Annotated in this window: 26 protein-coding genes; 15 read left to right on the top strand and 11 right to left on the bottom strand. The window is 71.5% G+C overall.

Annotated features, from left to right (window positions below):
- Position 1: 1 nt before the first annotated feature.
- Positions 2-1,045, top strand: a complete 1,044-nt coding sequence (locus ACIHAD_RS18760; protein WP_397355739.1) for a PP2C family protein-serine/threonine phosphatase — start codon at positions 2-4, stop codon at positions 1,043-1,045.
- Between the two features lie 102 nt (positions 1,046-1,147).
- On the opposite strand, the gene ACIHAD_RS18755 is transcribed toward ACIHAD_RS18760, so the two are convergent.
- Genes ACIHAD_RS18755 through ACIHAD_RS18745 form a run of 3 tightly spaced genes read right to left on the bottom strand, consistent with a single transcriptional unit; the run spans position 1,148 to position 3,182 of the window.
- Positions 1,148-1,888 carry a metallophosphoesterase gene (locus ACIHAD_RS18755; protein ID WP_397355738.1) on the bottom strand — a complete coding sequence of 247 codons (741 nt, stop codon included), beginning with the start codon at positions 1,886-1,888 and terminating at the stop codon, positions 1,148-1,150.
- Positions 1,881-2,129, bottom strand: coding sequence for a BON domain-containing protein (locus ACIHAD_RS18750; protein ID WP_397355737.1), 249 nt, complete (start codon positions 2,127-2,129; stop codon positions 1,881-1,883). The genes ACIHAD_RS18755 and ACIHAD_RS18750 overlap by 8 nt, the downstream gene beginning before the upstream one ends.
- A 45-nt stretch (positions 2,130-2,174) precedes the next feature.
- Positions 2,175-3,182: a DNA topoisomerase IB gene (locus ACIHAD_RS18745; protein WP_397355736.1), complete on the bottom strand. Its 1,008-nt coding sequence runs from the start codon at positions 3,180-3,182 to the stop codon at positions 2,175-2,177.
- Between the two features lie 54 nt (positions 3,183-3,236).
- Here ACIHAD_RS18745 and ACIHAD_RS18740 point away from each other — a divergent pair, with 54 nt between their 5' ends.
- Together ACIHAD_RS18740 and ACIHAD_RS18735 are read left to right on the top strand one after the other, a co-directional pair.
- Positions 3,237-3,503, top strand: coding sequence for a hypothetical protein (locus tag ACIHAD_RS18740; protein WP_397355735.1), 267 nt, complete (start codon positions 3,237-3,239; stop codon positions 3,501-3,503).
- 8 nt (positions 3,504-3,511) lie between these two features.
- Positions 3,512-4,516 carry an SDR family oxidoreductase gene (locus ACIHAD_RS18735; RefSeq protein ID WP_397355734.1) on the top strand — a complete coding sequence of 335 codons (1,005 nt, stop codon included), beginning with the start codon at positions 3,512-3,514 and terminating at the stop codon, positions 4,514-4,516.
- 155 nt (positions 4,517-4,671) lie between these two features.
- Here the strand turns inward: ACIHAD_RS18735 and ACIHAD_RS18730 are convergent, their stop codons facing one another.
- Together ACIHAD_RS18730 and ACIHAD_RS18725 are read right to left on the bottom strand one after the other, a co-directional pair.
- Positions 4,672-5,187, bottom strand: coding sequence for a GNAT family N-acetyltransferase (locus ACIHAD_RS18730; RefSeq protein ID WP_397355733.1), 516 nt, complete (start codon positions 5,185-5,187; stop codon positions 4,672-4,674).
- Positions 5,188-5,391: 204 nt separating this feature from the next.
- Entirely contained in the window at positions 5,392-5,799 is a 408-nt protein-coding gene (locus tag ACIHAD_RS18725; RefSeq protein WP_397355732.1) for a RidA family protein, read from the bottom strand.
- Between the two features lie 134 nt (positions 5,800-5,933).
- On the opposite strand from ACIHAD_RS18725, the gene ACIHAD_RS18720 reads away from it, so the two are divergent.
- Positions 5,934-6,314, top strand: coding sequence for a winged helix-turn-helix transcriptional regulator (locus tag ACIHAD_RS18720; protein WP_397355731.1), 381 nt, complete (start codon positions 5,934-5,936; stop codon positions 6,312-6,314).
- Positions 6,315-6,471: 157 nt separating this feature from the next.
- Positions 6,472-8,298: a transketolase gene (locus ACIHAD_RS18715; RefSeq protein ID WP_397355730.1), complete on the top strand. Its 1,827-nt coding sequence runs from the start codon at positions 6,472-6,474 to the stop codon at positions 8,296-8,298.
- Between the two features lie 5 nt (positions 8,299-8,303).
- Here the strand turns inward: ACIHAD_RS18715 and ACIHAD_RS18710 are convergent, their stop codons facing one another.
- Together ACIHAD_RS18710 and ACIHAD_RS18705 are read right to left on the bottom strand one after the other, a co-directional pair.
- Positions 8,304-8,687, bottom strand: coding sequence for a ChaB family protein (locus ACIHAD_RS18710; RefSeq protein WP_397355729.1), 384 nt, complete (start codon positions 8,685-8,687; stop codon positions 8,304-8,306).
- Between the two features lie 13 nt (positions 8,688-8,700).
- Positions 8,701-8,982: a hypothetical protein gene (locus tag ACIHAD_RS18705; RefSeq protein WP_352319513.1), complete on the bottom strand. Its 282-nt coding sequence runs from the start codon at positions 8,980-8,982 to the stop codon at positions 8,701-8,703.
- Between the two features lie 38 nt (positions 8,983-9,020).
- On the opposite strand from ACIHAD_RS18705, the gene ACIHAD_RS18700 reads away from it, so the two are divergent.
- The 3 genes from ACIHAD_RS18700 to ACIHAD_RS18690 all read left to right on the top strand — a co-directional run bounded on the left by ACIHAD_RS18700 (position 9,021) and on the right by ACIHAD_RS18690 (position 13,424).
- Positions 9,021-9,530, top strand: coding sequence for a shikimate kinase (locus ACIHAD_RS18700; RefSeq protein ID WP_397355728.1), 510 nt, complete (start codon positions 9,021-9,023; stop codon positions 9,528-9,530).
- A gap of 33 nt (positions 9,531-9,563) precedes the next feature.
- A complete protein-coding gene (locus ACIHAD_RS18695) occupies positions 9,564-10,097 on the top strand; it encodes a GNAT family N-acetyltransferase (protein WP_397355727.1) in 534 nt (177 codons plus the stop codon).
- A gap of 96 nt (positions 10,098-10,193) precedes the next feature.
- The gene (locus ACIHAD_RS18690) at positions 10,194-13,424 is read left to right on the top strand and encodes a protein kinase (RefSeq protein WP_397355726.1); all 3,231 of its coding nucleotides are present in this window, start codon (positions 10,194-10,196) and stop codon (positions 13,422-13,424) included.
- Between the two features lie 13 nt (positions 13,425-13,437).
- On the opposite strand, the gene ACIHAD_RS18685 is transcribed toward ACIHAD_RS18690, so the two are convergent.
- Entirely contained in the window at positions 13,438-15,183 is a 1,746-nt protein-coding gene (locus tag ACIHAD_RS18685) for a protein kinase (protein ID WP_397355725.1), read from the bottom strand.
- Positions 15,184-15,264: 81 nt separating this feature from the next.
- Here ACIHAD_RS18685 and ACIHAD_RS18680 point away from each other — a divergent pair, with 81 nt between their 5' ends.
- Complete coding sequence (locus tag ACIHAD_RS18680; RefSeq protein WP_397355723.1) at positions 15,265-16,395, top strand: alpha-hydroxy-acid oxidizing protein; 1,131 nt, start codon at positions 15,265-15,267, stop codon at positions 16,393-16,395.
- A gap of 21 nt (positions 16,396-16,416) precedes the next feature.
- Here the strand turns inward: ACIHAD_RS18680 and ACIHAD_RS18675 are convergent, their stop codons facing one another.
- The 3 genes from ACIHAD_RS18675 to ACIHAD_RS18665 are packed head-to-tail and all read right to left on the bottom strand — an operon-like array spanning position 16,417 to position 19,728.
- Entirely contained in the window at positions 16,417-17,967 is a 1,551-nt protein-coding gene (locus ACIHAD_RS18675) for a hypothetical protein (protein WP_397355722.1), read from the bottom strand.
- Positions 17,968-18,001: 34 nt separating this feature from the next.
- Positions 18,002-18,835, bottom strand: coding sequence for a carbohydrate ABC transporter permease (locus ACIHAD_RS18670; RefSeq protein ID WP_397355721.1), 834 nt, complete (start codon positions 18,833-18,835; stop codon positions 18,002-18,004).
- Positions 18,832-19,728 (bottom strand): carbohydrate ABC transporter permease, encoded by an 897-nt coding sequence (locus ACIHAD_RS18665; protein ID WP_397355904.1) that lies wholly within the window; start codon positions 19,726-19,728, stop codon positions 18,832-18,834. The genes ACIHAD_RS18670 and ACIHAD_RS18665 overlap by 4 nt, the downstream gene beginning before the upstream one ends.
- 190 nt (positions 19,729-19,918) lie before the next feature.
- On the opposite strand from ACIHAD_RS18665, the gene ACIHAD_RS18660 reads away from it, so the two are divergent.
- The 6 genes from ACIHAD_RS18660 to ACIHAD_RS18635 are packed head-to-tail and all read left to right on the top strand — an operon-like array spanning position 19,919 to position 26,658.
- Positions 19,919-21,208, top strand: a complete 1,290-nt coding sequence (locus ACIHAD_RS18660; RefSeq protein ID WP_397355903.1) for an ABC transporter substrate-binding protein — start codon at positions 19,919-19,921, stop codon at positions 21,206-21,208.
- Positions 21,192-22,193, top strand: coding sequence for a Gfo/Idh/MocA family protein (locus ACIHAD_RS18655; RefSeq protein WP_397355720.1), 1,002 nt, complete (start codon positions 21,192-21,194; stop codon positions 22,191-22,193). Before ACIHAD_RS18660 ends, ACIHAD_RS18655 begins: the two co-directional genes overlap by 17 nt.
- The gene (locus ACIHAD_RS18650; RefSeq protein ID WP_397355719.1) at positions 22,190-23,803 is read left to right on the top strand and encodes a heparinase II/III family protein; all 1,614 of its coding nucleotides are present in this window, start codon (positions 22,190-22,192) and stop codon (positions 23,801-23,803) included. Before ACIHAD_RS18655 ends, ACIHAD_RS18650 begins: the two co-directional genes overlap by 4 nt.
- Positions 23,793-24,530 carry an amidohydrolase family protein gene (locus ACIHAD_RS18645; RefSeq protein WP_397355718.1) on the top strand — a complete coding sequence of 246 codons (738 nt, stop codon included), beginning with the start codon at positions 23,793-23,795 and terminating at the stop codon, positions 24,528-24,530. Before ACIHAD_RS18650 ends, ACIHAD_RS18645 begins: the two co-directional genes overlap by 11 nt.
- Complete coding sequence (locus ACIHAD_RS18640; protein ID WP_397355717.1) at positions 24,527-25,333, top strand: amidohydrolase family protein; 807 nt, start codon at positions 24,527-24,529, stop codon at positions 25,331-25,333. The genes ACIHAD_RS18645 and ACIHAD_RS18640 overlap by 4 nt, the downstream gene beginning before the upstream one ends.
- Positions 25,334-25,350: 17 nt before the next feature.
- Positions 25,351-26,658 carry a transcriptional regulator gene (locus ACIHAD_RS18635; protein ID WP_397355716.1) on the top strand — a complete coding sequence of 436 codons (1,308 nt, stop codon included), beginning with the start codon at positions 25,351-25,353 and terminating at the stop codon, positions 26,656-26,658.
- Positions 26,659-26,663: the final 5 nt, after the last annotated feature.

The following is a 26,663-nucleotide window of genomic DNA, read 5'->3' as shown; positions in this document are numbered from 1 at the left end:
AGTGGGTACGCGGCATGCTGGCGGGCGTGCACGCCTCGGCCCTCTTCCTCACCCCCGTCCAGGACGACGCGGGGCGCGTCGTCGACTTCCGGGTCCTGGCCGCGAACCAGCACGCCAGGACCCCGGCCGGACGCACGGCCGACGACCTGGCCGGGGGCCGCCTCCTGGCGGTCAGCCCAGGCGTGGCCAGTTCCGGCCTGCTCGACGACTACATCGCCGTGTACGAGACGGGCGAGCGGTCTCCGGATGGGAACGTGCCCAACGCCTGGCCGAGCTGGGCTGGGGCGAATGGAACCTGGCGACCGAGCGCACGCTGTGGACGCCGCAGATGTACGAGATGTTCGGCCGCGACCGCGCGGACGGCCCGATGGCCCTGGAGGAGCTGCCCAGCGTGGTCGTCCCCGACGACCTGCCGCTCGTGGACGAGCAGATCCGCACGCTGCTGGAGTTCCGCGAGGCCGTGGAGAACGAGTTCCGGATCCAGCACCGGCACGGCGTACGCCACCTGTGCGTCTACAGCGAGCCGATCCTCGACGGGGACGGCGTGCCGGTCAAGGTCCGCTCCCTGGTCCAGGACGTCACCAAGAACCGCCGCAGGGAACGCGCGCTGGCCGTGGCGCACGAGCGGGCGACCAAGGAGAAGGAACGGGCCGAGCTGGAGCACCGGATCACCGTCCAGCTCCAGGACACGATCCTGCCGGTCCGCCGGGGCCTCATCAGCCTGCCGGGGCTCACCGTCGGCGTGCGCTACCTGCCGGGCGAGGAGCTGACCCGGCTCGGGGGCGACTGGTTCAAGGCCCGGCTGATCACCGACGGCCGCGTCCTGCTCGCCATCGGCGACGCCATGGGCCACGGCCTGACCGCCGCGAGCATCATGCTGCAGATGCGCTCGGGGCTGGCCGGGCTGGCGTACACGGGCGCTCCCGCGGGCCGGCTCGCCACCTGGCTGAACGACCTCATCGGCGCGGGCAGGACCTGGATGCCGGGGTCGCCGCGCTCGTCCTGGCCTCGCACGCGTGTGTGGGGGACGATCCCGAGCAGATGATCGACTGCGTGCTGCGGCGGCTCGGCGCCGACAGCGCCACCGACGACGTGTGCGTCATCGCCGCACGGGTGTTGTGACGGCCTCGGCCTGGGCGTGGCGGCGTCAGTCGTCGTAGTCGTTGCCGGGCTCTTCCAGGCAGTAGACGCCGTACGCCTTGCCCAGGACGGGCAGGGCGACATTGCGGACGCGGATGCCGCCCGAGGTCATGCCCTTCTCCGTGCCCTTGTGGGCGTGCCCGTGCAGGACGAGGTCGGCCCCCGCCGTGTCCACCGCCTCGGCCAGCAGGTAGCTGCCGAGGAAGGGGTAGATCTCCAGCGGCTCGCCCTCCAGCGTCTCCTTGATCGGGGAGTAGTGGGACAGCACCACGCGCTGGTCGGCCACGAGCTCCTTCAGCGCGACCTTCCACGCCTCGGCGATGTAGCGCGTGTGGGAGATGAAGTTCTTGATCTCGCGCTCGCCGAACTCGCTCGCGCTCTTGCCGGCGAACCCGCCGCCGAACCCCTTGCCGCCGACCATGCCCAGCTTCCGCTCACCGCACTGGATCACCGTGCCGTCGTCGTCGAGCACGATGACGCCGGCGTCGCGCAGCTCGGCGGCGATCTCGTACTGCAGGTCGGAGTGGTAGTCGTGGTTGCCCAGCACGGCGACGGTGGGGATGGGCAGGCCGCGCAGCTCGTCGGCCACGAGCCGCCCCTCCTCCAGCGTGCCGTGCCGGGTGAGGTCGCCCGCGAGCATGAACACGTCGGCGCGTTCCTCGATGCCCTCAAGCCTGCGCCGGTACTGGCCTCTGACGTCCTCGCCCAGGTGGATGTCGCCCACCGCCGCGATTCGCAGGTCAGTCAAGATGCTCATCCTCCCCCGGCGCCGAGACGTCGACCACCCGTATCTCGTTGTGCACGTGCAGCTCGGGCGCGATCTCCCGCGCCACCTGGCCGAGCCTGTCGCGCTGCTCGGCTCCGCTCACCTGGCCACGCAGGAACAACTGGTCGCCGCGGACGTCGACCCGTATGCCGAGCTCGTGCGTGCGTCCGTCCTCGGCCAGCGCCTGTTGGACGCGGGCCGCGACGTACTGCGGAGCTTCCATCGCTTGCCTCCTTCTCTTGTCGCCGCATGCCCGGTGATGTACGGCTCAAACGGTGCGAATCAGGTCTATAACGGCCCGTTCCACCGTCCCGTGTGTGGCTAGCTGCCCGTAGTCGGCGTCGGCTCCGAGCTCCGTCAGGGCCGCGGCGATCGTCCTGTCCTGGTCGTACGCCTCCACCACCCGCGGGTCCACGTACGACGCCCGCGCCACGGTCGGCGTGTTGCCCAGATACTCGGCCACCTCCCGCATCACCCGGGTGACCGCCCGCTTCCTGGCCGTGCCGCTCCCCCGGGCGTGCTTGGAAACGGCCAGGCCGACGGCGGCCAGGACGGTCGCGTGCCAGGTGCGGAAGTCCTTGGCGGTGACCTCGTACCCGATCAGTTCGCGCAGGTAGTCGTTGATGTCCTCGCTCCTGACGTCGTCCCAGCCGCCTTCCCGGCGGCGGTAGCGCAGCAGCTCGCCCTCCACGCCGAGCGCCTTGAGCGAACGCAGCACCGTGCACGCCCCGGGATCGCCCACCTCGACCTCGCGGGAGATGTCCCCCTTGGCCTGGTAGGCGCAGGTCACGACGCCGTTCCTGCACGTCACGTGCTCCATGCGCAGGGTGGCCAGGCCGTAGGTGTCGTAGTTCTCGCCGCCGATCCTGAAGAACCCGATGTCCAGCAGGCGGGCGGCGGCGGCGAGCACCCGGTCCCTGGTCAGGCCGCGGCCCTTGAGCCGGTCGTCCACGGCCTTCCTGAAGGCGGGCAGGCGCTCGGCCACCTCCAGCACGCGGTCGAACTTCGCCCTGTCCTGCTGCTCGCGCCACAGGTCGTGGTAGCGGTACTGCCTGCGTCCGGCCGCGTCCGTGCCGACGGCCTGGAGGTGGCCGCGCGGGGACGGGCAGATCCACACGTCCTTCCAGGCCGGGGGGATGACGAGCGACCTGATGCGCTTCAGTGTCGCGCTGTCGCGCACCGGCCGCCCGTCCGGCCCTTCGTAGCTGAAGCCACGCCCGCGGCGGCGCCTGACGATCCCCGGCTCACTCTGATCACTCGGATGCAGCTCGGGCACGCAGGGCGGCTACCCAGCACGTTAGGCAACAAACAGGACGGGCAGGTGAGCGGCATGCCTGAGAACACGGATGACGGTAGATGGCACGAAGAGGGTGACCGCAAGGGTCATCCCATGGTGCCCGCCACACCGCGCGACGTGGTGCACATCAGGGTGGGATCGTTCATTCTGGTGTTCCTCTTCGCGTTCACGGTGTTGGGCCTCATAGCGGGCGCGCCAGTGATGGCAGGGATCGCGATCGTGCTGTTCATCGTCACGATCGTCGACATCGCCATGGCGGTCCGGCGGCAGAAGCAACGAGACACGGGAGAGGCAGGCTGACAACCGACATGGCATCCCTTCGAGGACGCGTGGTAGTGGTGACGGGCGCGAGCGGCGGGGTCGGCCGGGCGGTGGTGCGCGAGCTGGGCGCTCGCGGCGCCCGGGTCGCCCTGATCGCGCGCGGCACGGCGGGCCTGGGCGCCGCCGCCGTGGACGTGGGAACCGCGGGCGGGGACGCGAAGGTCTACGAGGCGGACGTGGCCGAGTACGAGCAGGTGAAGGCGGCGGCGGAACGCGTCGAGGCGGAGATGGGGCCGATCTCGGCCTGGATCAACACCGCCTTTTCCTCAGTATTCGCCAAGTTCACCGATATTTCGCCAGATGAGTACGCTCGTACCACTTCGGTGACGTACCTCGGCTACGTGTGGGGTACCAAGGTCGCCCTCGACGTCATGGGCCCCCGCAACGCCGGGACGATCGTCCAGGTCGGTTCGGCCCTGAGCCATCGCGGCATCCCCCTGCAGTCGGCGTACTGCGGGGCCAAGCACGCCATCAAGGGCTTCACCGAGTCGCTGCGCACCGAGCTCCTGGCCGACCGGAGCGGCATCGACGTCACACTGGTCCAGCTCCCCGCGGTCAACACCCCTCAGTTCGAGTGGGTCCTGTCCAAGCTGCGGCGGCACCCCCAGCCCGTACCCCCGATCTACCAGCCGGAGGTCGCGGCCCGCGCCATCGTGTACGCCGCCGAGCACCCCGGACGCAAGGAGTACTGGGTCGGCGCCAGCACTGCGGCCACCCTCATGGCCCAGCGCGTCGCCCCCGCCCTGGTGGACCGGTACCTGGCCAGGACCGGCATCAAGTCCCAGCAGACGGACGAGGAGCAGCCGACCGGCGTGTCGAACCTCTGGGAGCCGGCCGACGAGGACAAGGACTACGGGGCGCACGGCACGTTCGACAAGCGCTCGCACGGGCACAGCCCCCAGGTGTGGCTCTCCCAGCATCGGCGCGCGGTGATGCTGGCGGTGGGGGGTTTGGCGGCGGCGTTCACAGTGGCCCGCCGCCTCAACCACTGACAGTGCCCGTCACCTGGTCACCGGGTGGGCCTACGGGACCCCACCCGTTGCCCGGCCACCGGCTGGGCAACGGGAGCAATCCCCGACCGCTGTGTTCTCCAGAGTCATGGCTCTCGGATTCACCGGGCCTCCCCAGAGGCCCGAGGTGGTTCGGCTCAGTGGCCGGGTACGGCTCGCTCCAGCTCGATCAGAGCCAGCGGAGGCCCCTCGTCGAACTCGTGGTCGTGGGTCCTGCCGGTCTCGGTGAAGCCGTTCTTGGCGTAGAAGCGGCGCGCCTGCGCGGAGTCCCGGAGCGTCCACAGATGCACGTCGTCGTACCCGGCGTCGCGCACCCCGTCCAGGACGGCCGTCAACAGGACCTTCGCGACGCCGCTGCCCCAGACGTCGGGGTGGGCGAAGAAGGTGTGGATCTCCGCGAGGCCGGGGCGGAAGGTGGAGGCGCCGAAGCGGGCGAAGGCCCCGGGCCGCTCGTTCAGGTGCGCCAGCAGGATCGGGTCACCGCCCTCGGCCAGGATGCGGTGCCACTTGCCGCGCCGCTCCTCGATCCCGGCCTCGGCGACCTTCGGCGCGCACAACGGGCCGTGCGAGACACCCCAGGACAGGGCGTGGATCTCGCCGAGGACGTCACCGTCACCGGGTTGCGCGGGTTGGATCGTGATCACATCAGCCATGAACCAGACACTACTGTCTGCCGTCGTCGCCACCTCGTCCGGGGATGAAGGCCCGCCCCTCAGCCCGCAGTCATCCCCCGTATTCCCCTTCGACGAATCGTCCAGCTCGTCATACTTCACTTCACTGAGGACAACTGAGAAGTGGGTTCTGGACGACGTTACTCAGTTGTTCTCAGTACGTGCCTCCGGCAGACGCGCGCTCTCTCAAGGGAGGATCGCGGTGGCTTCGACCTCGACCAGGTGGTCGGGGACGGCCAGGGCGGCGACCCCCAGCAGCGTCGCCGGCGGGGTCGCCGTCACCCCCAGCTTCGCCTTCGCCCGGGAGATCCCCTCCAGGAGGGCGGTCATCTTGTCGGGGGTCCAGTCCACGACGTGGACGGTCAGTTTCACCACGTCGTCGAACGAGCCGCCCGCTCCGGCCAGGGCGGTGGCGACGTTGAGGTAGCACTGTTCGACCTGCGCGGCGAGGTCGCCGGCGCCGGCCGTGGTCCCCTCGGCGTCCCAGGAGACCTGGCCGGCGACGAAGACCAGCCTCGTCCCCGACGCGACCGCCACGTGGTGGTAGACGTCGATCTCGGGCAGCCCCTCGGGGTTCAGCAGGGTGACGGGCATGGGCGTGCGCCTCCTTGATACGGGCGGCCGGGACGCGTGCGCGACCACCCAACAGTCTCTTGTGGTTACTGAGGAACTGTAGGAGAGTGTCCGCTGACATGGAAGAACGCACTTTTCAGTGACTGGGGAACCTCATGGTGACCAAGCAGTTCAAGGGGCCGGACGGCGAGGCGGACCTGAGGCGGGCCGACTCCCTGGCGCGGGAGATCTTCTCGGACGTCGCCAACAAGTGGGCGTTTCTGATCATCGAGGCCATCGGCGAGGGCACCCTGCGGTTCGGCGAGCTGCGCGACCAGGTCGAGGGCATCAGCCACAAGATGCTCACCCAGAACCTGCGGATGCTGGAGCGCAACGGGCTGGTCGAGCGGAAGGTGTATCCGACCGTGCCGCCGCGGGTGGAGTACACCCTCACCGAGCCGGGGCGCGCCCTGCGCGCGACGGTCGACGCGATGTGCCACTGGACGCAGCGCCACCTCGGTGACATCGAGACCGCCCGCCGCCGCTTCGACGCCTGACACGCCGAGCAAGGATCGTCCGACACCAGGACGGCCGGAGCGGGACCGCCCACGCTAGGGATGTTTCAACTGTGGATAAATGGGGTTACGTGGCGTCAAGCCCGAGTTAAGCCGCGCCCAGGGGGTAGGCGGCGTGAAACTCACGAGGAGGGTCTTGATGCCTGAACGCGATCTCCAGTATTTGACCGAACTGGCCGCGCAACTGCGCGTCGACTCCGTACGCGCCGCCGCGGCGGCCGGTTCCGGGCACCCCACCTCGTCCATGTCGGCGGCGGACCTGATGGCCGTGCTGTTCGCCTGCCACCTCAGGTACGACTTCGACCGCCCCGACAACCCCGGCAACGACCACTTGATCTTCTCCAAGGGCCACGCCTCCCCCCTTCTCTACTCGCTCTACAAGGCGGCGAAGGTCATCGACGACGACGAGCTGCTGTCCTTCCGGCGCAGGGGAAGCAGGCTGGAGGGGCACCCCACCCCCCGGCTGCCCTGGGTCGACGTCGCGACGGGCTCGCTCGGGCAGGGGCTGCCGGTGGGCGTGGGCGTGGCCATGGCGGGACGGCTGGAACGGTTGCCGTACCGGGTGTGGGTGCTGTGCGGTGACAGCGAGCTGGCCGAGGGGTCGATCTGGGAGGCGGCCGAGCACGCGGGGGCCGAGGGGCTGGCCAACCTGGTCGTGATCGTGGACGTGAACCGGCTGGGCCAGCGCGGCCCCACCAGGCACGGATGGGACACCGGGGCGTACGCGCGCCGGTTCGGCGCCTTCGGCTGGCACACGATCGAGATCGACGGGCACGATCCCGGCCAGATCGACTTCGCGCTCGGGGACGCCTGCAACACCCGCCGCCGTCCCACCGTGATCCTGGCCAAGACCCGCAAGGGCGAGGGGGTCGTCGAGGTCGAGAACCGGGAGGGCGCGCACGGCAAGGCGCTCAAGGACCCCGACAAGGCCATCGACGAGCTGGGCGGCCCGCGCAGCGTCCGGGTGGACGTGCACAGCCCGGAGGGCGAGGCCGAGCCGTACCACTTCGACACGCGACCGGCGACCGTGCCCGAGTACGAGGTCGGCGGGAAGGCGGCGACCAGGGCCGCGTTCGGCGCGGCGCTGGCGGCGCTCGGGGCGGCCCGCGGCGACGTGGTGGCGCTGGACGGCGAGGTGGCCGACTCGACCAAGACCGAGGAGTTCGGCGAGGCGTTCCCCGAGCGCTTCTTCGAGATGTACATCGCCGAGCAGCAGCTCGTGGCGGCGGCCGTCGGCCTGTCGGTACGCGGCTGGACCCCGTACGCGGCCACCTTCGCGGCGTTCCTGACCAGGGCGCACGACTTCATCAGGATGGCCGGCGTGAGCCAGGCGTCGATCCGGCTGGTCGGCTCGCACGCCGGCGTCTCGATCGGCGAGGACGGCCCCTCGCAGATGGGCCTGGAGGACCTGGCCATGATGCGGGCGGTGTACGGCAGCACGGTGCTCTACCCGTGCGACGCCAACCAGGCGGCGGCGCTGACCGTCGAGATGGCGGACGTGTCAGGCGTGTCCTACCTGCGCACCACGCGCGGGGAGACCCCGGTCATCTACCCACCGGGCGAACGGTTCCCGGTAGGCGGCTCCCGGGTGCTGCGGCGCTCGCCCGACGACCGGGCCACGATCGTGGCGGCGGGCATCACGGTGCACGAGGCGCTGGCGGCGGCCGAGGAACTCCAGGCGGCCGGCATCCCGGTCGGCGTGATCGACCTGTATTCGGTCAAGCCGGTGGACGCGGCGGTGCTGGTGGAGGCGGCCACGACGACGGGCAACCTGATCACGGTCGAGGATCACCGGCTGGAGGGCGGTCTCGGTGACGCCGTGCTGGACGCCGTCAGCGAGCTCGGCCCGCGGGTGGTGAAGCTCGCCGTGACCGGGTTGCCCGGGTCGGCGACGCCTGAGGAACAGCTCGCGGACGCCCGCATAGACCGCCACGCGATTGCCGAGGCGGTCAAGCGGTTGCTCTGAAGGAACTAGCGGGCCTTCGCCGTGGCCTTCCTGTTGGCCTTCTTGATGGCGTCCACCAGTTCCTTCTTGGTCATCCTGGATCGGCCGGGCACCCCGAGCCTGGACGCCACGCCCTGCAAGTGCTCCTTGCTGGCGTTGGCGTCCACGCCCTCAGCGGTCCTGCCGGAGCGGTCGGTCGCGCCCTTGTCGGACGGTCCCTTCTGCCCCTTCGGCTCCCAGTGGTCTCCGACCTTCTCGAAGGAGTGCTTGAGTGCGGCGAACGCGGTCATGTGCGCGCGCCGGCCCTCTCCGTACTCCTTCACGGCGGAGTCGTGCGCCTTGATCCACGTGTTCTGTGCCTTCTTCGGCGAACGCTTGATGGTCGACGGCAGCTCGTCAACGGCTGGCATGTCGATTCACCTCCTAGAGCGGCGGCTCGTCGTAGTGGCGGCGCTCCTCGTACACCGTGGTCCTGCGGGTCTCCGGCTCCTCGTAGATCTCGTGCCGGTGCACCGGCTCGTCGATGGGGCCGACCGCCCTGCGGGTGACGCTGATCCGGTAGATGCCGAACAGCAGCCCCGCCAGGCCACCGAGCATGAGGATGACGCCGACGACGTTGATGTCGAGACCGGCGAGGTCGAACTCGACGGCCCAGGTGAGGATCGCACCGAGCATGATGAGGATGATGCTTCCGGCGATGGTCATCAGATTTACCTCCTTGACACGAAGGAACCTCTATCCACATGTCGAAAAACAAACCAGTCGTGGTGATCGGGCTGATGGGATCGGGTAAGACGACCGCGGGCCGCCTCCTCGCCACAGCGCTCGGGATGCCGTTCACGGACAGCGACCCGTTCCTGGAGAAGGAGCACGGCGGCACGGCGGCGCAGATCGCCGCCCGCGAAGGGGCCGACGCGCTGCACCGGTACGAGGCCGAGCACGTGCTGGCGGCGCTGGCGGGCGAGCCGCAGGTGATCGCGGCGGCGGCCAGCACCGTCGAGGACCCCCGGGTGCGCGAGGCGCTGCGGGACGTGTTCGTGGTCTGGGTGGACGCCTCCGACGCCGTCCTGACGCGGCGCATGCGGTCGGGCGCGCACCGCCCCGAGTTCCGGCCGGCGGAGATGCGGGCCCGGCGCGAGCGGTATTTCCAGCAGGTCGCGGACCTGACCTGTGACGTCGGCGTGCTGACCCCGGAGGACGTGCGCGACGCGGCACTGAGGAAAATGGGTTTGCCAGCCGATGACCAGGGCTGATACCCAGAGGGGATGTTCGCCGAGAAACCCACTTTGACGGGGAAGCTTGTCAGGTTGCTCCCGGTCGGCCCCGAGCACGTCGAGGGCCTGCTCACGTTGGTCAGCGACCCGGAGGTGACCCGGCTGACAGGCACCCACGGCGAGGTCGACCGCGAGGTGGCCCGCCAGTGGTACAGCACGAGAGGCGAGCACCCCAACCGGCTCGACCTGGCCGTCATGGCCGGCGACGAGTACGTGGGCGAGGTCGTGCTCAACGAGCTCGACCGGCACAACCTGGCGTGCAACCTGCGGATCGCGCTGACCGGCTCCCGGGTCTTCGGCAAGGGCTACGGCACCGAGGCGATCGAGCTGGTCCTCGGCCACGCTTTCGCCACCACGCCGCTGCACCGGATCAGCCTCACCGTCTTCACCTTCAACGAGCGCGCGCGGCACGTCTACAAGAAGATCGGGTTCGTGGAGGAGGGCGTGCAGCGCGACACCCTGCTGTGGGAGGGCGAGTGGCACGACTCCGTGACGATGTCGGTGCTGCGGCCGGAGTGGCAGACAAGATCCGGAAGCCTGGCATAATGATCATGACGCATGGGTCCCCCGAGGCGCGCGGGGGACCTGTGGTCGTTCACCCACAACCAACGGCCGGTCCGGCGCATCTAAGCATCAGTGACGATGCGCTTGGTGCCTGGTGATCCCGAGAGGCTGGGCGGCTTCTGGCTGGCCGCCCGGCTCGGCGCGGGCGCGCGCGGAGTGGTCTACGACGCCTACGACGACGAGGGCCGCCGCTACGCGGTCAAGGTGCCGCGGGTCGAGGTGGAGCCGGTCGAGCGGGTGACCTGCCCGCATCTGGCGGAGGTGGTCGCGTCCGGGGTCGATCACGGCGTCCCTTACGTGGTGAGCGAGTTCGTCGACGGGCCCGACCTGCGGCAGGCGGTCGAGCGGCACGGGCCGTACCGGGGCGCGGAGCTGGCGGCGCTGGCCGGGGCGCTGGCGGGGGCGCTGCGCGAGCTGCACGCGGCCGGGCTGACCCACCGTGACCTGCGGCCGGAGAGCGTGCTGCTGGCGGCGGGCGGCCCCAAGGTGATCGACATGGGAGTCGCGGTCGGCGGGTCGCTGGGGGCGACGTGCACGTACCTGGCCCCGGAGATCCTGACCGGCAGCGGCCACGAGCCGGCGACGGACGTCTTCTCCTGGGGGGCCGTGGTGCTCTACGCGGCCACGGGCGGCGATCCGTTCTCCGGGCGGAGCCTGGGCGCGGTGCTGCACCGGCTGCTGACCGTCGATCCCGACCTGAGCGCCCTGCCCGAGGGGTTGCGCGAGCTGGTCGGGCGGGCGCTGGCCAAGGACCCCGCCGCCCGGCCCGCGGCGGACGAGCTGCTGGTCGAGGCCGACACCGCCGCGCTGCGCCCGCCGCAGGGCGTGGCCGGCCACAGGTCGCTCGGCGAGCTGGCCGAGGACGTCTACGCCGGGCTCACGCCGCGCCAGCAGGAGGCGGTGCCGGGGCTGCTGCTGCGCCTGATGGACGGCGACGAGCCCCACGACGAGGGCGGCGTGCTGGCCCCGCTCATGGACGCCGGGCTGCTCGTCCGCCGCAGCGTCCGGGTGCCGCCGACCGAGACCCCGGTCGGCAAGCTCGTGGCCGTGCGCGACGACCGGGTGGCGCCGGCCAGCGCCGCGCTCTACCGGGCCTGGCCGCGTCTGCGCGGCTGGGTGGCCGACGAGCGCGACGGTCTGGCCGTCCACCGGGAGCTGCGCCTGGCGGCCGGCCGGTGGTCGCGCCACCGGCGCGGGCGCACGTACCTCTACCGGGGCGACCGGCTCGACACGGCGCTCGGCTGGGCCGCGGCCAAGCGCCGCCACCTGCGCCTGAGCCAGCTCGAACGCGACTTCATCGGCGCGAGCGTGGCCATGTCGAAGCAGCGCAGGCGGCTGCTGCGTCCGTCGGTGGCGACGCTGGCCGCCGCCCTGGCCGTCGCGGTGTCGATGTCCGCCGTCTCCCTCAACGGCGAGCAGGCGCTGCGGGGGCAGCTCCTTGAGGCCAACGCGCGGGCCGTGGCCGCCCGCGCCGAGGCGCTGCGCTCCTCCGACCCGCGTACGGCGATGCGGCTGAGCGTGGCGGCCTGGCGGATGTCGCCGGTGTTCGAGGCACGGGCGGCGTTGCAGGCCTCGCTCGCGCAGCCGGAGCTGGGCGTGTTCACCGACCCCGCGGCCGACGAGCGGGCCGGCTACCTGCTGCGCGGCGACGAGCTGGTCAGGTGGCGCGACGGCACGCTGACCGTCTGGGACGTCCGCGGCGGCCGACAGCTCGCCACGCACGCGCTCCCCGAGGGCAGCGCCGCCCTGAGCGAGGACGGCCGGTACGCCGAGGGCCCCGGCGGGCAGCCCGTCGAGGTCGCCACCGGCCGCGCCCCCGCGACGGGGACGTACACGATCACCAGCGGGAACCGGACCAGGGTGTACCGGGGCGGCGAGGTGCTGTTCGACGTGAGCGACAGCCGGGTGGCGGTGTCCCGCGACGGGAGCCGGGCCGCGATCTCCGGCCTGGACGGGCGGGTCGAGCTCTGGGGGCTGCCGGGCCGGACCAAGGAGCGGGAGGTCACCGTACGGCCGCAGTCCGGGCCCGACCGGTCGGCGCCACCCCTGGCGTTCAGCCCCGACGGCCGCACCCTGGCCGTCGCGGGCCGCGACGGCGTGACGCTGGTCACGCCCGGGACCGAGCCGCCGAAGGGCGCTCCCGCCCCCGCCGCCTTCGCGGCGGAGGCGGGCGAGGGGGAGCGGCTGTCGGACACCTCCACCGGCACGCCCGTGTTCAGCCCCGACGGCAGCCTGCTCGCCCTCCCCGGCCGGGACGAGGTGCGCGTCTGGAGCGTGGCCGACCGGCGGATGGCCGGCGCCTACCGATTCCGCGGCGAGCAGCACGGCGGCCTGGCCTTCTCCGCCGACGGCCGCACGCTGCGCTACCTGAGCGGGCTGGGCTCCGTCGTCTCGCTCGACGTCTCCGGCCTGCCCGCCCCCTCCCCCGGCGTCCGCACCGCCGCGTTGTCGAGCGACGGCAGGGTCGCGGCCAAGGACGTGGGCGACGCCATCCGGCTCACCGACGTGGTGGCTCGCAAACCGCTGGCCGAGATCGCCGCCACCGGCGACGTGACCTTCGACGCGGCGGGCAGGCTATTGGCCGTGGCGGGCGACCCGGTCACCGTCTGGGAGGCGTCGGGCGGCAGGAAGGTGACCGCCATCGACGCGGGCGGCGACGTGCCGGCCGTGGCCCTGTCCCCCGGCGGCGACACGCTGGCCACCGCCCGCGGCCACCTGCTGGAGACCTGGGACGTGCGCGCGGGCCGCCGGATCAAGGTCTACGAGGGGGCCGGCGACCTGGCGATGGCCTTCAGCCCCGACGGCTCGACGCTCGCCTCCGGCACGAACCTGCTCGACCTGCGTACCGGCGAGGTCACCCCGCTGGCCCCGGCCGCCGACCGGCCCACCGCGCTCGCCTTCTCCCCCGACGGCCGCACCCTGGCACTCGGGCTCGGCGGCGGACGCGTGGAGCTGTGGGACGTACGGGAGCGCGAGCGGGCCGGCGCGATCGAGACCGGCACGGCCCCCGTGCACGACCTGCGTTTCTCCCCCGGCGGCGACCTGCTGGCGATCGACGCCGGACGCACCTCCCTGTGGGACGCCGGCACGCTGCGCGAGGTCGGCCAGGTGGGGTCGTGGGCCGAGGGGCTGGCCTTCAGCCAGGACGGCCGCAGGCTGCGCGGCGTGGCGGCGGACGGCAGCGTACGCGAGAGCCCGGTCGACCCCGCGCTGACGGCGCAGGAGGTGTGCGCCCGCGCGGGCGGGCCGCTCAGCCAGGACGAGTGGAGCCGCCTGATCCCGGAGAGCGGCTACCAGGGCGGCTGCTGAGCCGGACGGCCGGTCAGGAGGCGCGGTAGGTCTTGAGCACCCGGCCCTGGGGATCGGCCACCAGGTAGCCCGTGCGGTAGGCGTCACTCAGGTAGACGAGCAGGACCTGCTTGGTGCTGGTGAAGACGAAGTTGGGATCGACGATGAGGTAGCGCGACGTGGGCTTGCGAACGCCGAGGACGCCCTCGGCCTTCTTGACCAGGCCGGGCATGGCGTCCCAGTTGTACTTGGCCAGGTCGACGGTGGGGGTGCGGACCGTGGAGCCGGCGCCCTCACGGGAGGCCACGCCGTCGCGGTAGGCGTAGCGGTCGTAGATGGTCGGGTCGCCCTTGACCGGCGCCTCGGCGGAGATGTACGTCGGGTAGACGACCATGCGGACGACCCTGGTGCCGCCCATGACCGGCTTGAGCGCCTTGATCGCGGCGCGGATGCCGTCGGCGGTCAGCAGGTTCTCCGGCTGCGGCTTCGGGTCCTCGGTCTCCGCCGGCTCCTGGACGTCGGCGGTCTCCATCGGCGTGACCCGCGGCGTCTGCGGCTGCTCCGGCTCCTCCGCGCCGCGCACGCCCGGGAGCAGCGCGTAGACCAGCACGCCGGTCACCGCCAGCGCGCCCACGGAGGCCGTCACGGCGGCGACCGGCGAGCGCCGTGAGCGGCCCGACGACACGGTCCCGTCCTGCGAGAACGACGGCGCCGGGCCCCACGGCTTCGCCGCCCCCGGCGGCACGGTCGCCCCGCGCGAAGCCCCCGGCGGCACGGTCGCCCCTTGCGGCGGCCCGTGGTGGAGCGGTCCCGGCGAAGAGGGCGCGTGGCCCTGGTGGAGCGGTCCTGGCGACGACGGCGCGTGGCCCGGGTGGAGCGGGCCCGAGGGTGGGGAGGGGTGGCCTGGCTGGAAGTGGGGCGGGGGTGGCGGGGGGTAGGCGTGCGGGGCGGGGCCGGGGTCGGTGAGGGGGGCGAGCATGCGGTCGAGGGTCTCGGCGTCGGGGCGGCCGGCCGGGTCGCGGCGCAGCAGGGCGCCGAGCACGGGACCGAGCGGCCCGGCCCGCTCCGGCGGCGGCACCTCCTGGTTGAGCACGGCGGCCAGCGTCGCCAGGGTGGTGCTCCTGCGCAGCGGGTGGCGGCCCTCGACGGCCACGTACAGCAGCATGCCGAGCGACCACAGGTCCGAGGCGGGGTCGCCCTCGTGCCCGTTGATGCGCTCCGGCGCGATGTACTCCGGCGAGCCGATGAACGACCCGGTCGCCGTCAGGCTGGTCGACTCGCGCACGGCGGCGATGCCGAAGTCGGTGAGCACCGAGCGGCCGTCCTCGCGCAGCAGCACGTTGGCGGGCTTGACGTCGCGGTGCTGGATGCCGACCGCGTGCGCGGCGCGCAGCGCGGACAGCACCTCGCGGCCCAGGCGGGCGGTCTCCCAGGGCGTCATCGGCCCGCGCGTGAGGCGGTCCTGGAGCGAGCCGCCGGTGACCAGCTCCATGACGATCCACGGGTAGCCGTCGCCGCCCGGATCGACGATGTGGTGGATGGTGGCGACGTGCGGATGGTTCAGCCGGGCCAGCGCGCGGGCCTCGCGCAGCACCCGGGCCCGCAGCTCGCGGGCGCCCTCCGGGTCGTGCTCCTCGAACGACGGGTCGGGCGGCCGGACCTCCTTCAGCGCGACCTCGCGGTGGAGGGCGGTGTCCCAGGCGCGCCACACCAGGCCCATGCCACCGCCGCCGAGCCTCTCGGTCAGCTCGAAGCGGTTGTCGATCACGCGTTTGTGCATGGGAAGCAGCGTAGGGCCGCGTCGTGGTCGCCGTCATCAGGGCGGCATGGCGGGGTGGGACGGGCTGGTTGGATGGGCGCCATGAACGCAGGCGATCACCAGCTCGGCATCTACCTGACGGGCATGCTCGAAGGCCGTGCGCCGGAGCTGACCACCGACCTCTCCGCCCTGGAGGTCGCGGCCGGGCGGGTGCTCTCGCCCGAGGCGCTGGGCTACATCGTGCCCAGCGCGGGCAGCGGCTCGACCGCCCGCGCCAACCTGGCGGCGTTCGAGCGGCGCAGGATCGTGCCGAGGATGCTGCGCGGCGTCGAGCGGCAGCGCGACCTGTCGTGCGAGGTGCTGGGCACGCGGATGGCGGCGCCGGTGCTGGTGGCGCCGATGGGCGTGCAGACGCTGGCCCACGAGGAGGGCGAGCTCGCCACTGCGCGGGCCGCGGCCGCGGTCGGCGTCCCGTACGTGCACTCGACGGCCGCCGCCCACGACTTCGAGCAGGTCGCGGCGGCGGGCGGGGACGCGCCGCGCTGGTACCAGCTCTACTACCCGACCGACCGGGACGTGTGCCTGAGCTTCCTGCGCCGGGCCAGGGCGACCGGCCACTCGGTGCTGGTGGTCACGCTGGACACGACGCTGCTCGGCTGGCGTCCGGCCGACCTCGACCGCGGCTACCTGCCGTTCCTGGCCGGCATCGGCATCGCCAACTACCTGAGCGACCCCAACTTCGCCGGGGTGGAGAACCCGGTCGCCCATTGGGCGGGCATGTTCCCCAACCCGGGCCTGAGCTGGGACGACCTGCCGTTCCTGCGCGACCACTGGGACGGGCCGATCGTGCTCAAGGGCATCATGAGCACCGAGGACGCCCTGCTGGCCGCCGAGCACGGCATCGACGGGATCGTGGTGTCCAACCACGGCGGCCGTCAGGTCGACGGCGCCCTGGCCGCCCTCGACGCGCTGCCCGGCATCGCCGAGGCGGTCGCCGACCGGCTGACCGTGCTGTTCGACTCGGGCGTGCGCACCGGGGCGGACGTGGTCAAGGCGCTCGCGCTGGGCGCGCGGGCCGTGCTGGTCGGCCGTCCCGTGCTGTACGGGCTGGCGCTGGGCGGGCAGGCGGGCGTCGAGCACGTGCTGCGCTGCCTGCTGGGCGAGCTGGACATCACGCTCGCCCTGTCCGGCTACTCTGCCCCGGCCGAGCTGGGCCCCGACGCGCTCGCCTGAGCCCTTGGCGCGGCGACGGGGCTACCGGCGGCGGGCGTGCCAGTTGAGGTAGGCGACGGAGCTCAGGTAGGAGCCGTACTGCGGCTCGACGGCGCGGGCGTCGTAGATCGAGCGGGAGTGGGTGAACACCGCGTCGTCCCACTGCGCGACCGCCATCCACCGGGGCGCCTGAAGGTACTGCCCGGGGGTGGTGGCGCCGCCGGTGCCGTCGACGCGCACGTAGGCGGTCGGATGGCCGTCGTCACCGATCGGGGCGATCAGGTTCTTGCTGTACGTGCGCGCGAACCTGGCCATGTCCCGGCCCGTGAAGAACAGCTTGTCGCGGAAGGCGACGGCGGCGAACTCGACGTCGATCGCACCGTGGCTGAGGTCCTCGACGCTGCGCACCGGGTTGCTGGACGGGGTGTACTCGGAGACGTCGTCGGCCTTGGCGAAGCCGTTGTACGTCCTGCCGAACCTGGGCCAGTACGACCACACATAGGCGTCGTCGGCGTCCACCGTGAGCTCGCGGGCGAACATGCGGGCCATCCGCCGGGCCCGGTCCCGGTAGAACGGGTCACCAGTGGCCGCCGCCAGCTCGGCGTAGGTCTGGCCGAGTGCCAGGCTCTGGTTGGTGGGCTGCTCGGTGCCGTCGTAGCCGAGCGGGGTTCCCTTGTTCCATACGAAGTAGCCGTACCCGTCGTCGGTCTGGCGCCACTCGTCGTCGTGCACGGCCGCCGCGTCCCGCGCCGCCTTCAGGTACTCGACCGCCTTGCGCCGGTACTTCGCGACGGCCGCCAGCCGGGGATCGCGCAGGACGATCTTGGCGAACGACGCCATCGGGTAACTGATCATCCCGGTGTGCACGGTGAAGACGAGCGGCTGCGAGACGAACGCGGTCGTTCCCGGGGCGGGCGCCGCATCGCCGGACGGCGAGGGCCGCAGGTCCTTGGCGGTCACCCGCGCCGGCGTCGGGAAGGCGTCGAGGATGCGGCGCACCGCGTAGTCCGCCGCCGCGGGGTCCAGTGACAGGTCGGGGAAGGTCGAGACCACGTTGGTCCGGTTGTTCCTGACCTCCAGGGTGAAGCGGCCCTCGGAACCGCCCGCGGTCACGGTGGCGACCGCGTCGTCGGCGTAGGTGAGCGAGGTGCGCACCTCCAGCAGTGGCGTGCCGTCCGTGCCCTTCAGCGTGACGCTCCCGGCGGTGTACGGCGCCCTGGCCCGCCAGGCCGGCAGCGAGCGGCCGCGATAGTCCGTCACCCCGCGCGCGGAGTCCCGGCCGGCCAGCACCAGGTCGATGTTGGTGATCAGCCGGTCCAGGTAGTGGGTGTCCCGGTATGCCTCGTACATGCGGATGAATCCGGCCAGGATGTACGACTGCCCCCAGGCGAGCCCACCGGCCTCGTTGGTGTCGCCCGGCTGCCCGACGGCGCCGCTCGCGTGGAAGGCCCGGTCGAACAGGTCGAACGTCTCGCGCGCGGTGTAGTCGTAGCCCGCGGTGGCGCGCGCGGTTCCGGCGAGCGCGCCGGTGAAGGGCGCCAGGGCGCCCATGGCCAGGGCGCCGGTGGTGAACTGTCTGCGGGACAGGTGCATGGGGACTGCCTTCCGAGGGGGGTGGGACGCGGTGTCAGCCTTTGACGGCACCGCGCATGCCTTCGAGGACGTGGCGTTGCATGATCATGAAGAAGACGACGACCGGCAGGATCGAGATCACCGTGCCGGCGGCGAGGCTGCGGACGTCGGTGCCCGTGATGCCCGCGAGGTAGGCGATGCCGAGCGCGATGGGATAGAGCGAGGAGTCCTTCAGCACGACCATGGGCCAGATGAAGCTGTTCCAGACCGAGATGAAGCCGAAGACGCCGAGGATGGCCAGCGTGGGCCGGGCCGCGGGCAGCATGATGTGCCAGAAGATGCGCAGCTCATGGCAGCCGTCCGTCCTGGCGGCGTCCACCACCTCGCGCGGCACCCCGGCGAAGGTCTGGCGGAGCAGGAAGATCCCGAACGCCGAGAGCACCCCGGGCAGGATCACGCCCAGGTAGCTGTCGGCCATCCCGATCTGGGAGACCACCAGGAACCTGGGCAGCAGCATGACCTCGCCCGGCATGAACATCGTGGCCAGAATCGCGAAGAAGATCAGGCTCCGGCCCCGGAAGCGCATCTGCGCGAGGGGATAGGCGCACAGCGCCGACACCAGGATGTACAGGGGCACCGTCACCCCCACCAGGAGCACGGAGTTGAGCAGGTAGCGCAGGAAGGGGATGGCCGTCCACGCCTCCTCGGCCCAGGTGAGCACGGGCGGCCGGGGGATGACGTCGGGCGGGAAGGAGAAGACGGCCTGTCCGGCCGGCTTGAGCGCGGCCGACAGCAGGATGAGGAAGGGGCCGACGAAGACCAAGGCGATCGTGACGAGCAACGCGTACATGCCCGCGCGCCGGGCGTAGAAGCCGAGCCTGTGGATCAACGCTCCGCCTGCTTTCCGCCGGTGAGCCGATAGTTGAGCAGGGCCATGACGATCAGCAGCACCCACAGGACGAGCCCGACGGCGCTGGCGTAACCCATGTCGTACTTCTCGAACGCCTCGGACCAGATGTAGTAGCCGAGCATGAGCGTGGCGTCCTGCGGCCCGCCCTTCGTCATGACGAACACCGTGGTGAACGCCTGCATGGCGTCGAGCATGGCCATCGTGATCGCGACCGCGATGTAGGGCATCATCAGCGGGACCGTGATGCTCCGCATGCGCCGCCAGGCGCCCGCACCGTCGACCCGCGCGGCCTCGTACAGGTTGGCGGGGATCGTCTGCAGACCGGCGAGGTAGATCATCATGTAGACGCCCATGCTCTTCCAGCCCTCCACCAGGATGAGCGCGGGCAGCGCCCAGGCCGGGTCGAGGAGGAACTGCACGGGCTCGTCGAGCAGCCCGAAGCCGGTGAGCATCCAGTTGAGGACGCCCTGCTGGTGGAAGACGTAGTTCCAGGCCACCGCCACCGCGACCATCGAGGTCACGACGGGCAGGTAGTAGAGCATCCGGAACGTCTTGATTCCCGGCAGCTTCTGGTTGATCAGCGCGGCCAGCGGCAGCGGGAGCACGACCAGCAGCGGGAACAGCCCCAGCAGGAACAGCAGCGAGTTGCGCAGCGCCGTCCAGAACCGGGTGTCGCCGAGGATCCTGACGAAGTTGTCCACACCGCTGAAGACGGGCGGGCTCACCCCGTCGTAGTCGGTGAAGGAGAGCTGAAGCGCCGTGATCGCGGGCCAGGCGAAGAAGACGCCGAACAGCACGAGGGCCGGGATCGGAAAGAGGTACGGCGTGTACCAGCGCTGTCCGGGGATCCGGCTGATGGCCATCGGCATCACATCCCTCAAAACCTAATTGTGCTGGCCGAAGCTCGAATAAAAACTGGCCAGAATGTGGAGGGAGCCTATAAACGGCCAATCAAAGCCGTCAAGGTCCACGTAGGCAGAGACTTGACGGCGCCAGCAGCCTCCTGCCATGGTGCCGAAAGAAGAATTAAGGACGGCCATAACAGCCAGGAGGTCCGCGGTGATGAGAACAGGCGCCTTAACGGCAGGAGCGCTCGCCCTGTCGCTCCTGACGTCCGGATGCGTCGCGGGCACGTCCGGCGGCACCACCGGAAAGGCCGACGACCTGCCGTTCGAGGGCGAAGTCGAATTCTGGACGATCAACCTGAAGAAGAACTACGGCCCCTATATCGACGGCCTGATCGCCCAGTACCAGAAGGACCACCCGAAAGTCACCGTGAAGTGGGTCGACGTGCCCGGCCAGGACATGGCCACGAAGCTGCTCGCCGCGGTGGCCAGCGGCGACGTCCCCGACGCCGTCAACCTCGCCTCCAGCGACCTGGGCAGGTTCGTCCCGTCGCTGGCCCCGCTCGACTCCCTCATCAAGCCCGCCGACCTGGCCGACTTCCAGCCGAACCTGGTCGAGCCGCTGCGTGTGGACGGCAAGCTCTACGCCGTGCCCTGGTACAACGGCGGCACTCCGGTGGGCATCTACCGCAGGTCCGTCGTCACCAAGGCCGGCTTCGACGAGAAGGCCCCGCCGAAGACGTTCGACGAGGCGCTGGCCCTGGCGGACAAGGTCTACGCGGAGACGAAGGTCTACGGCACCAACGACATCCCCGGCATCAACGCCGCCTCCGTCCTGCGCTACTACGGTGTCGAGCTGCTGTCGGCGGACAAGAAGAAGGCCGCCTTCAACACCGCGGAGGTCGCCGAACTGCTCGGCACCTTCAAGAAGAGCTACGACAGCCATGGCATCGCGCCCGGGGCGATCTCCAAGGACGTGCGCAACTTCCCGCAGAGCCTGGAGAACGGCCAGCTCGCCCTGTCCGCGAGCACGTTCGCCGCCACGCTGCTCAACATCCAGAAGAACGCGCCCGACATCTACGACGACCTCGTGATCACCGAGCCGGTGCAGACCGGGACCGGCGGCTACCTGCTCCTCGCCCAGCAGACCTTCGCCATCCCCAAGGCCTCGGCCCACCAGCGGGCCGCGGCCGAGTTCGTCAAGTTCTTCGCCAACGGCGCCAACCAGCTCGCCTTCTGCAAGCTGGTGCCGATCTACCCCTCGACGATCTCCTCGACCAAGGACCCCTTCTTCGCCGGCCAGGGCGGCGACGACCCGATGGACGTGGCCCGCCGCGTCATCGTGAAGGGACTGCCGAAGCTGGAGTACACCCCGCTCGGCACCCAGAAGGACATGGAACTGTCGGAGTCGCTGGCCGAGGAGCTCAGAGCCTTCCTCCAGGGCTCCAAGACCGCCGAAGAAGCACTCCAAGCCGCCGAGAAGCAATGGAATGACGCACTTGCCTAAGCTCAGAATCGGGATCGTCGGGGCCGGGATCATGGGACGCGGCCACGCCGAGGTCCTGGCCGCCCACCCGCACGCCGAGATCACCGCGGTCGCCCGCCGCCCCCTGGACCACGCCCCGCACGCGGCGCTCTATCCCGGCTACCGGGAACTGCTCGCCTCCGGCACGGTCGACGCCGTCTCGATCACCACACCGGACCACCTGCACGCCGACGTGATGGTGGCCGCCGCCGAGGCGGGCGTGCACATCCTGGTCGAGAAGCCGTTCACCACGACGGTCGAGGACGCCGACCGCTCGCTCGCCGCGATCCGGCAGGCGGGCGTGACCGCGATGTGCCTGTTCAACCACCGCTGGGTGCCCGCCTACGCGCAGGCCAAAGACCAGATGCCGCTCATCGGCGAGCCCGTCGTGGGCTACGCCCGCAAGGACGACACCATCCACGTGCCCACCGAGATGATCCGCTGGGCCGACCGCACCACCTGCGCCTGGTTCCTGTCCAGCCACGACATCGACCTGGTCACCTGGCTGTACGACGACCGCGTCGTCGAGGTCTTCGCCACCGCCCGCTACGGCAAGCTGCGCGGGCTCGGCATCGAGACCCCCGACGCGATGCAGATCCAGGCCAGGTTCGCGGGCGGCGCGGTGGCCACGTTCGAATCGGCCTGGATCTACCCCAGCACCTTCCCGACCATGGTCGACAGCTACGTCACCGTGGTGGGAGAGTCGGGCGTCATCCAGCTCGACCGGCAGAAGGAGAACATCCAGCTCGCCACCGAGCAGGCGTACTCCTATCCCAGGAACATGCTGCAGCGGGTGGTGCACGGCGTGCCCGCCGGCGCCTACCGCGACGCCATCCACCACTTCGTCGACTGCGCCCGTACCGGCGCGGAGCCCCTCGTCAGCGTGGAGAGCTCGCGGCACGTGACCGCCGTGCTCGCCGCCGCGCACGAGTCGGCCCGCACGGGGCTGCCCGTGAAGCCGGCATGAACGACGCGATGAGCCACGTGGAGAAGCCGCCGCATGTCGATCACGAGCGGATGCGGCACATAAGCGACGAGGCGCTGCTCGGCGTGCTGGGCGCGTCCGGCGTCGCCGAGGCCAGGCGGTGGATGCGGCCCCGGCCCGTGCCGGCCGCGCTCCCCGCCGCCGGTGCGGACGAGCTTCTCGGGGCCGAGGTCGACTTCCTCGACAGGGGTCACGGCCGCTCCCGGCTGTACGGCTTCCACTACCTGCGCTGGATGAGCCCGCTGGTCACGGCCTACGCCGAGACCGGCGACCCGCGCTACGCCGCCGAGTGGGACCGCCTCTTCCGCCAGTGGTACGACGGCCGTGACCAGGTCCGGGGTGACTGGCCGGGCCTCGACGTCGTCTGGTACTCGCTCGGCGTCCGGGCCCGCGCCATGTACGTCACCGAAGCCCTGGCCGTCCTCGCCGACGAGCCCGCCCTGAGCGACGGATGCTGGCTGCGGATGATGAAGACCGTCATCGGGGGCGCCCGCTGGGCCGCCGAGGAACACGACGCGTTCAGGCACGGCAACTGGCAGTTCGCCACCGCCTGCGAGCTGCTGCACACCGCCAGGCTCTTCGCCGACCTGCCCGAATCGGCCGGCTGGGCCGCCGTCGCGACGGCCCGCATCCAGGAACACCTGGAGCACGACGTACGGGCCGACGGCGGGCACCACGAGCGCTCGCCCGGCTACCACGGCATGTGCCTCGAAGGGCTCGCCCGAGCCGCGGCCGTCGAACCCGAGCTCGACGCGCACCCCCGCTACCGGGCCATGCGCCGCTGGCTGACGATCCTGTCGACGCCCGCCGGCTGGGTGCCGCACCTCCAGGACAGCGGCGTCGTCTGGCTCGACGGCGACCGGCCCGCCGAGGGCTCGCACAACCTGGCGGCCAGCGGCTACGCGACCTTCCGGCACGACCACTTCCACACCGTGATCAACTACGGCCCGTACGTCGGCCACGAGCTGGAGCCGCACAGCCACCACGCCGCGCTCGACTTCGTGCTGTCCGGCTGGGGCATGCCGCTGGCCTGGGAAGGCGGCGGCCCGCCGTCCTACGACGACCCCGGGTATTACGACTGGTACCAGGCGACCAGGGCGCACAACACCCTGCTGGTGCCGGGTCAGGAGTACACCGAGGACCGCCGCGCGGCCTGCGACGTCTATTCCGTCACGCCGGAGGCCGACGTCTTCGCCGGGCACCACCACGGCTTCGGCGCCCGCCATGACCGTGAGATCCGCTTCGTCAAGGGCCCGTCGCCGTACTGGGTGATCACGGACCGGATCGACGCCGAGGCGATCTGGCAGATCCACGGCCTCTCGCCGTGGACCGCCCACTCCGGCGGCCACATCAGCGGGTCCCGCGGCCGGCGCGGTCCGGGAATCCTCGTCGTCCCCCTCGACCCCCCCGACGAGATCCTGTACGGGAGCGGCCCGGCCAGGATCCCCGACCCGACGACGCGTACGGCCGAGTACGGCGAGATCCACTCGATCGGCCTGCGCCGCCGTGACGGCCGCTTCACGGTGGGCGTGTTCCCCTACCGCGACGAGCCGCCGACGATCCCCGACAGTTGGACGGTCCATGCTCATTGACGCTGACGCCATGCTCGGCCGCCACCCCCGCAGGGACACCGGTCCGGGAACGGTCACGCGGGCACTGGCGGGGATGGACCGCTTCGGCATCGCCGAGGCCGTGGTGAGCCACACGCTGTCGTGGCTGCACGACCCCGAGACGGGCAACAGGGAGCTGCTCGGCCTGGTCGCGGCCGAGCCCAGGCTGCACCCGTGCTGGGTGATGCTCCCTGACACGTGCGGGGAGACCGGCACGCCCGAGCGGTTCGTCGCCGCCGCCCTCGACGGGGGCGTCCGCGCCGTCCGCGCCTACCCCGCCGACCACGGCTATGACCTGGCGGGCAGGGACGCGGCGCCGATGCTCGGTGCGATCGCCGAGGCCGGGCTGCCGCTGCTGGTGGACGCGCCGCAGATCGGCTGGGCCGCTGTGGAGGCGATCGCGGTCGCGCACCCGGGCCTGCCGATCGTGGTCGGCTCGCTCGGCTACCGTCTGCTCAGGCAGGCGTCCGGCGTGCTGTCGCGCACCGGCAACGTCCACCTCGGGCTGGCCAACCTGTCCTCGCACTGCGGGCTCGAATGGCTCGCCGAGCGGTACGGCGCGCACCGCCTGGTCTTCGGCACCGGGGCACCGCTGCGCGACCGGGGCGAGGCCGTGACCCGCCTGCTCTGGGCCGAACTCGACGACGCCGCCGTGGCCGCCATCGGCTCCGGCACCCTGCTGGGACTGCTGAAGGCGGAGGCCGCGTGAACCCGCTCGTGTCCGCGCTGCGCGAGCGGCGCCCCCAGACCGATGTCCGGATCGTGGACGCGCACGCGCACGCGGGCCCGTACAGCCTGTTCTTCATCCCCGACTCGGGACCGGAGGCGATGGTCAGGGTCATGGACCGGTGCGGCGTGTCGCACGCCGTCATCTCCAGTCACCTGGCGATCCAGCTCGACGCCGCCGCCGGCAACGCCGCCACCGCCGCGGCGGTGGACCTCGCGCCCGGCCGCTTCACCGGCTACCTGACCGTCAACCCCTGGCAGGACCCGGTGGGGGAACTGGAGAAATGGGGAGGTGACGAGCGCTTCGGCGGCATCAAGCTGCACCCTGACCTGCACGACTACCCCCTCACCGGCGCACGTTACGCCCCGGTGTGGGAGTTCGCCCAGCGGACCGGCTGCCCGGTGCTCACCCACACCTACGACGGCTCCGCCTACAACGACCTGCCCATGGTGGACCAGGTGGCGGCGGCCCACCCCGGCGTGGTGATCCTCGCGGGACACGCCGGAGCCACCCCGCTCGGCTTCGAGCTGGCCATCGAGGTCGCGCTCCGGCGTCCCGGGGTGGTGCTGGAGGTCTGCGGCTCCTTCAACACCGGGGCCGACATCTCCAGAATGGTGCGCGAGGTGGGTGCGGACCGGGTGGTGTACGGGTCCGACTTCCCGTTCATCGATCTCCGGATGTCGCTCGGCCGGGTAATCTTCAGTGACCTTGCCGAGCAGGAGCGGGCGGCGGTGCTCGGCGGAACGATGACCCGCCTGCTTCGATGGCGTTCGGGAGTGGGGTGATCAGTAGCATGGATCGGTTGCGTCCCGAGACACGGTCCAGGGTGGGGATCGGGGTGGTGGGCCCGCACGACCTCGTCGAGCAGATCGTGATGGTGGCCGCCGACCTGCCCGCCGCAGCCGACTGGCGGCTGGTGGGCGCTCCCCATGGGGGCGAGCACGAGACGTACGAGAAGTTCTCCCGGATCGCCGACAGCATCGACGTCGTGCTGTTCACCGGCCCGCTCCAGCACGACCTCGCCAGGCAGGCGGGCGAGCTGCCCGTCCCGGCCACGCACGTCCCGATGAGCGGGGCCGCCCTCTACGCCAGCCTTCTGCGCGGGGTGCTCACCCGGGGCATCGACCCGGCCAGGGTCAGCATCGACTCGCTGCCCGCCGCCGACGTGGACGAGGCCTACGGGGAGATCGGGGTCGGCACCGCGGGCGTCCATCTGTCGGAGTACGACGAGCCGGAGTCCGTCCGTGGCTTCATCGGCTTCCACGAGCAGCTCTACCGGCAGGGCGCCACCACCGCGGCGCTGACCACGATAAGGAGCGTCGCCAAGGCGCTGACCACCGCCGGGGTGCCCGCCTTGCGGATGACGCCGACCACGCACACCCTGCGCCTGGCACTCAACACCGCCGCCCTGCTCGGCACCGGCAGCAGGCTGGAGGAGGCGCAGATCGCCATCGTCGTGGTCGAGCTCGCCACCTCCGCCCGGCCCAGCTACGCGGGGCCCGGCAACTACTGGCAGCAGGAGCTCAAGCTCAAACTGCACCAGGCGCTGCTGGCCGACGCCCGGCTCATGGGGGCGACCGTGGCCCCCCGCGACGAGAACAGCTACGTCGTCACCGCCACCCTCGGCGCGCTGGGCCAGGCCACCGACGGGCTGCGGGCGGCGCCCTTCATGGACCGGATCCGCTCCGACACCGGCGTCGAGGTCGAGGTCGGCATCGGCCTGGGCGGCACCGCCAGGGACGCCGACGCCAACGCCATGGTGGCGGTCGAGAAGGCGCGCAACGCGGGCGCGGCGGCCGCCTTCCTGGTGGGCGTCGACGGTGCCGTGCTGTCCCTGCCGGTACGCCGGCGCAGGCGTGCCGAGATCGAACCCGCCGTCACCACCAAGGCGGCCCAGTTGCTGGAACGCCTGATACAAGGGCTCGACGACGGGCCGGACGCGATGGTGGTGGACGCCGAGATCGTCGCCGACGTGCTGTCCATCGCGCCGCGCAGCGCCCGCCGGGTGCTGCAGAGCCTCGCGGAGGAGGGGCTGGCCTGGCCCGTGCCTCCCGTCAAGGGCGCCCAGGCGGGGCGGCCGCGCCAGCCGTACCGGCTGGTGCGCGCCTGACCTTC

This window comes from Nonomuraea sp. NPDC052265, assembly GCF_044547985.1.
GTDB lineage: Bacteria > Actinomycetota > Actinomycetes > Streptosporangiales > Streptosporangiaceae > Nonomuraea.
This window is presented reverse-complemented; position numbering and strand designations above follow the sequence as displayed.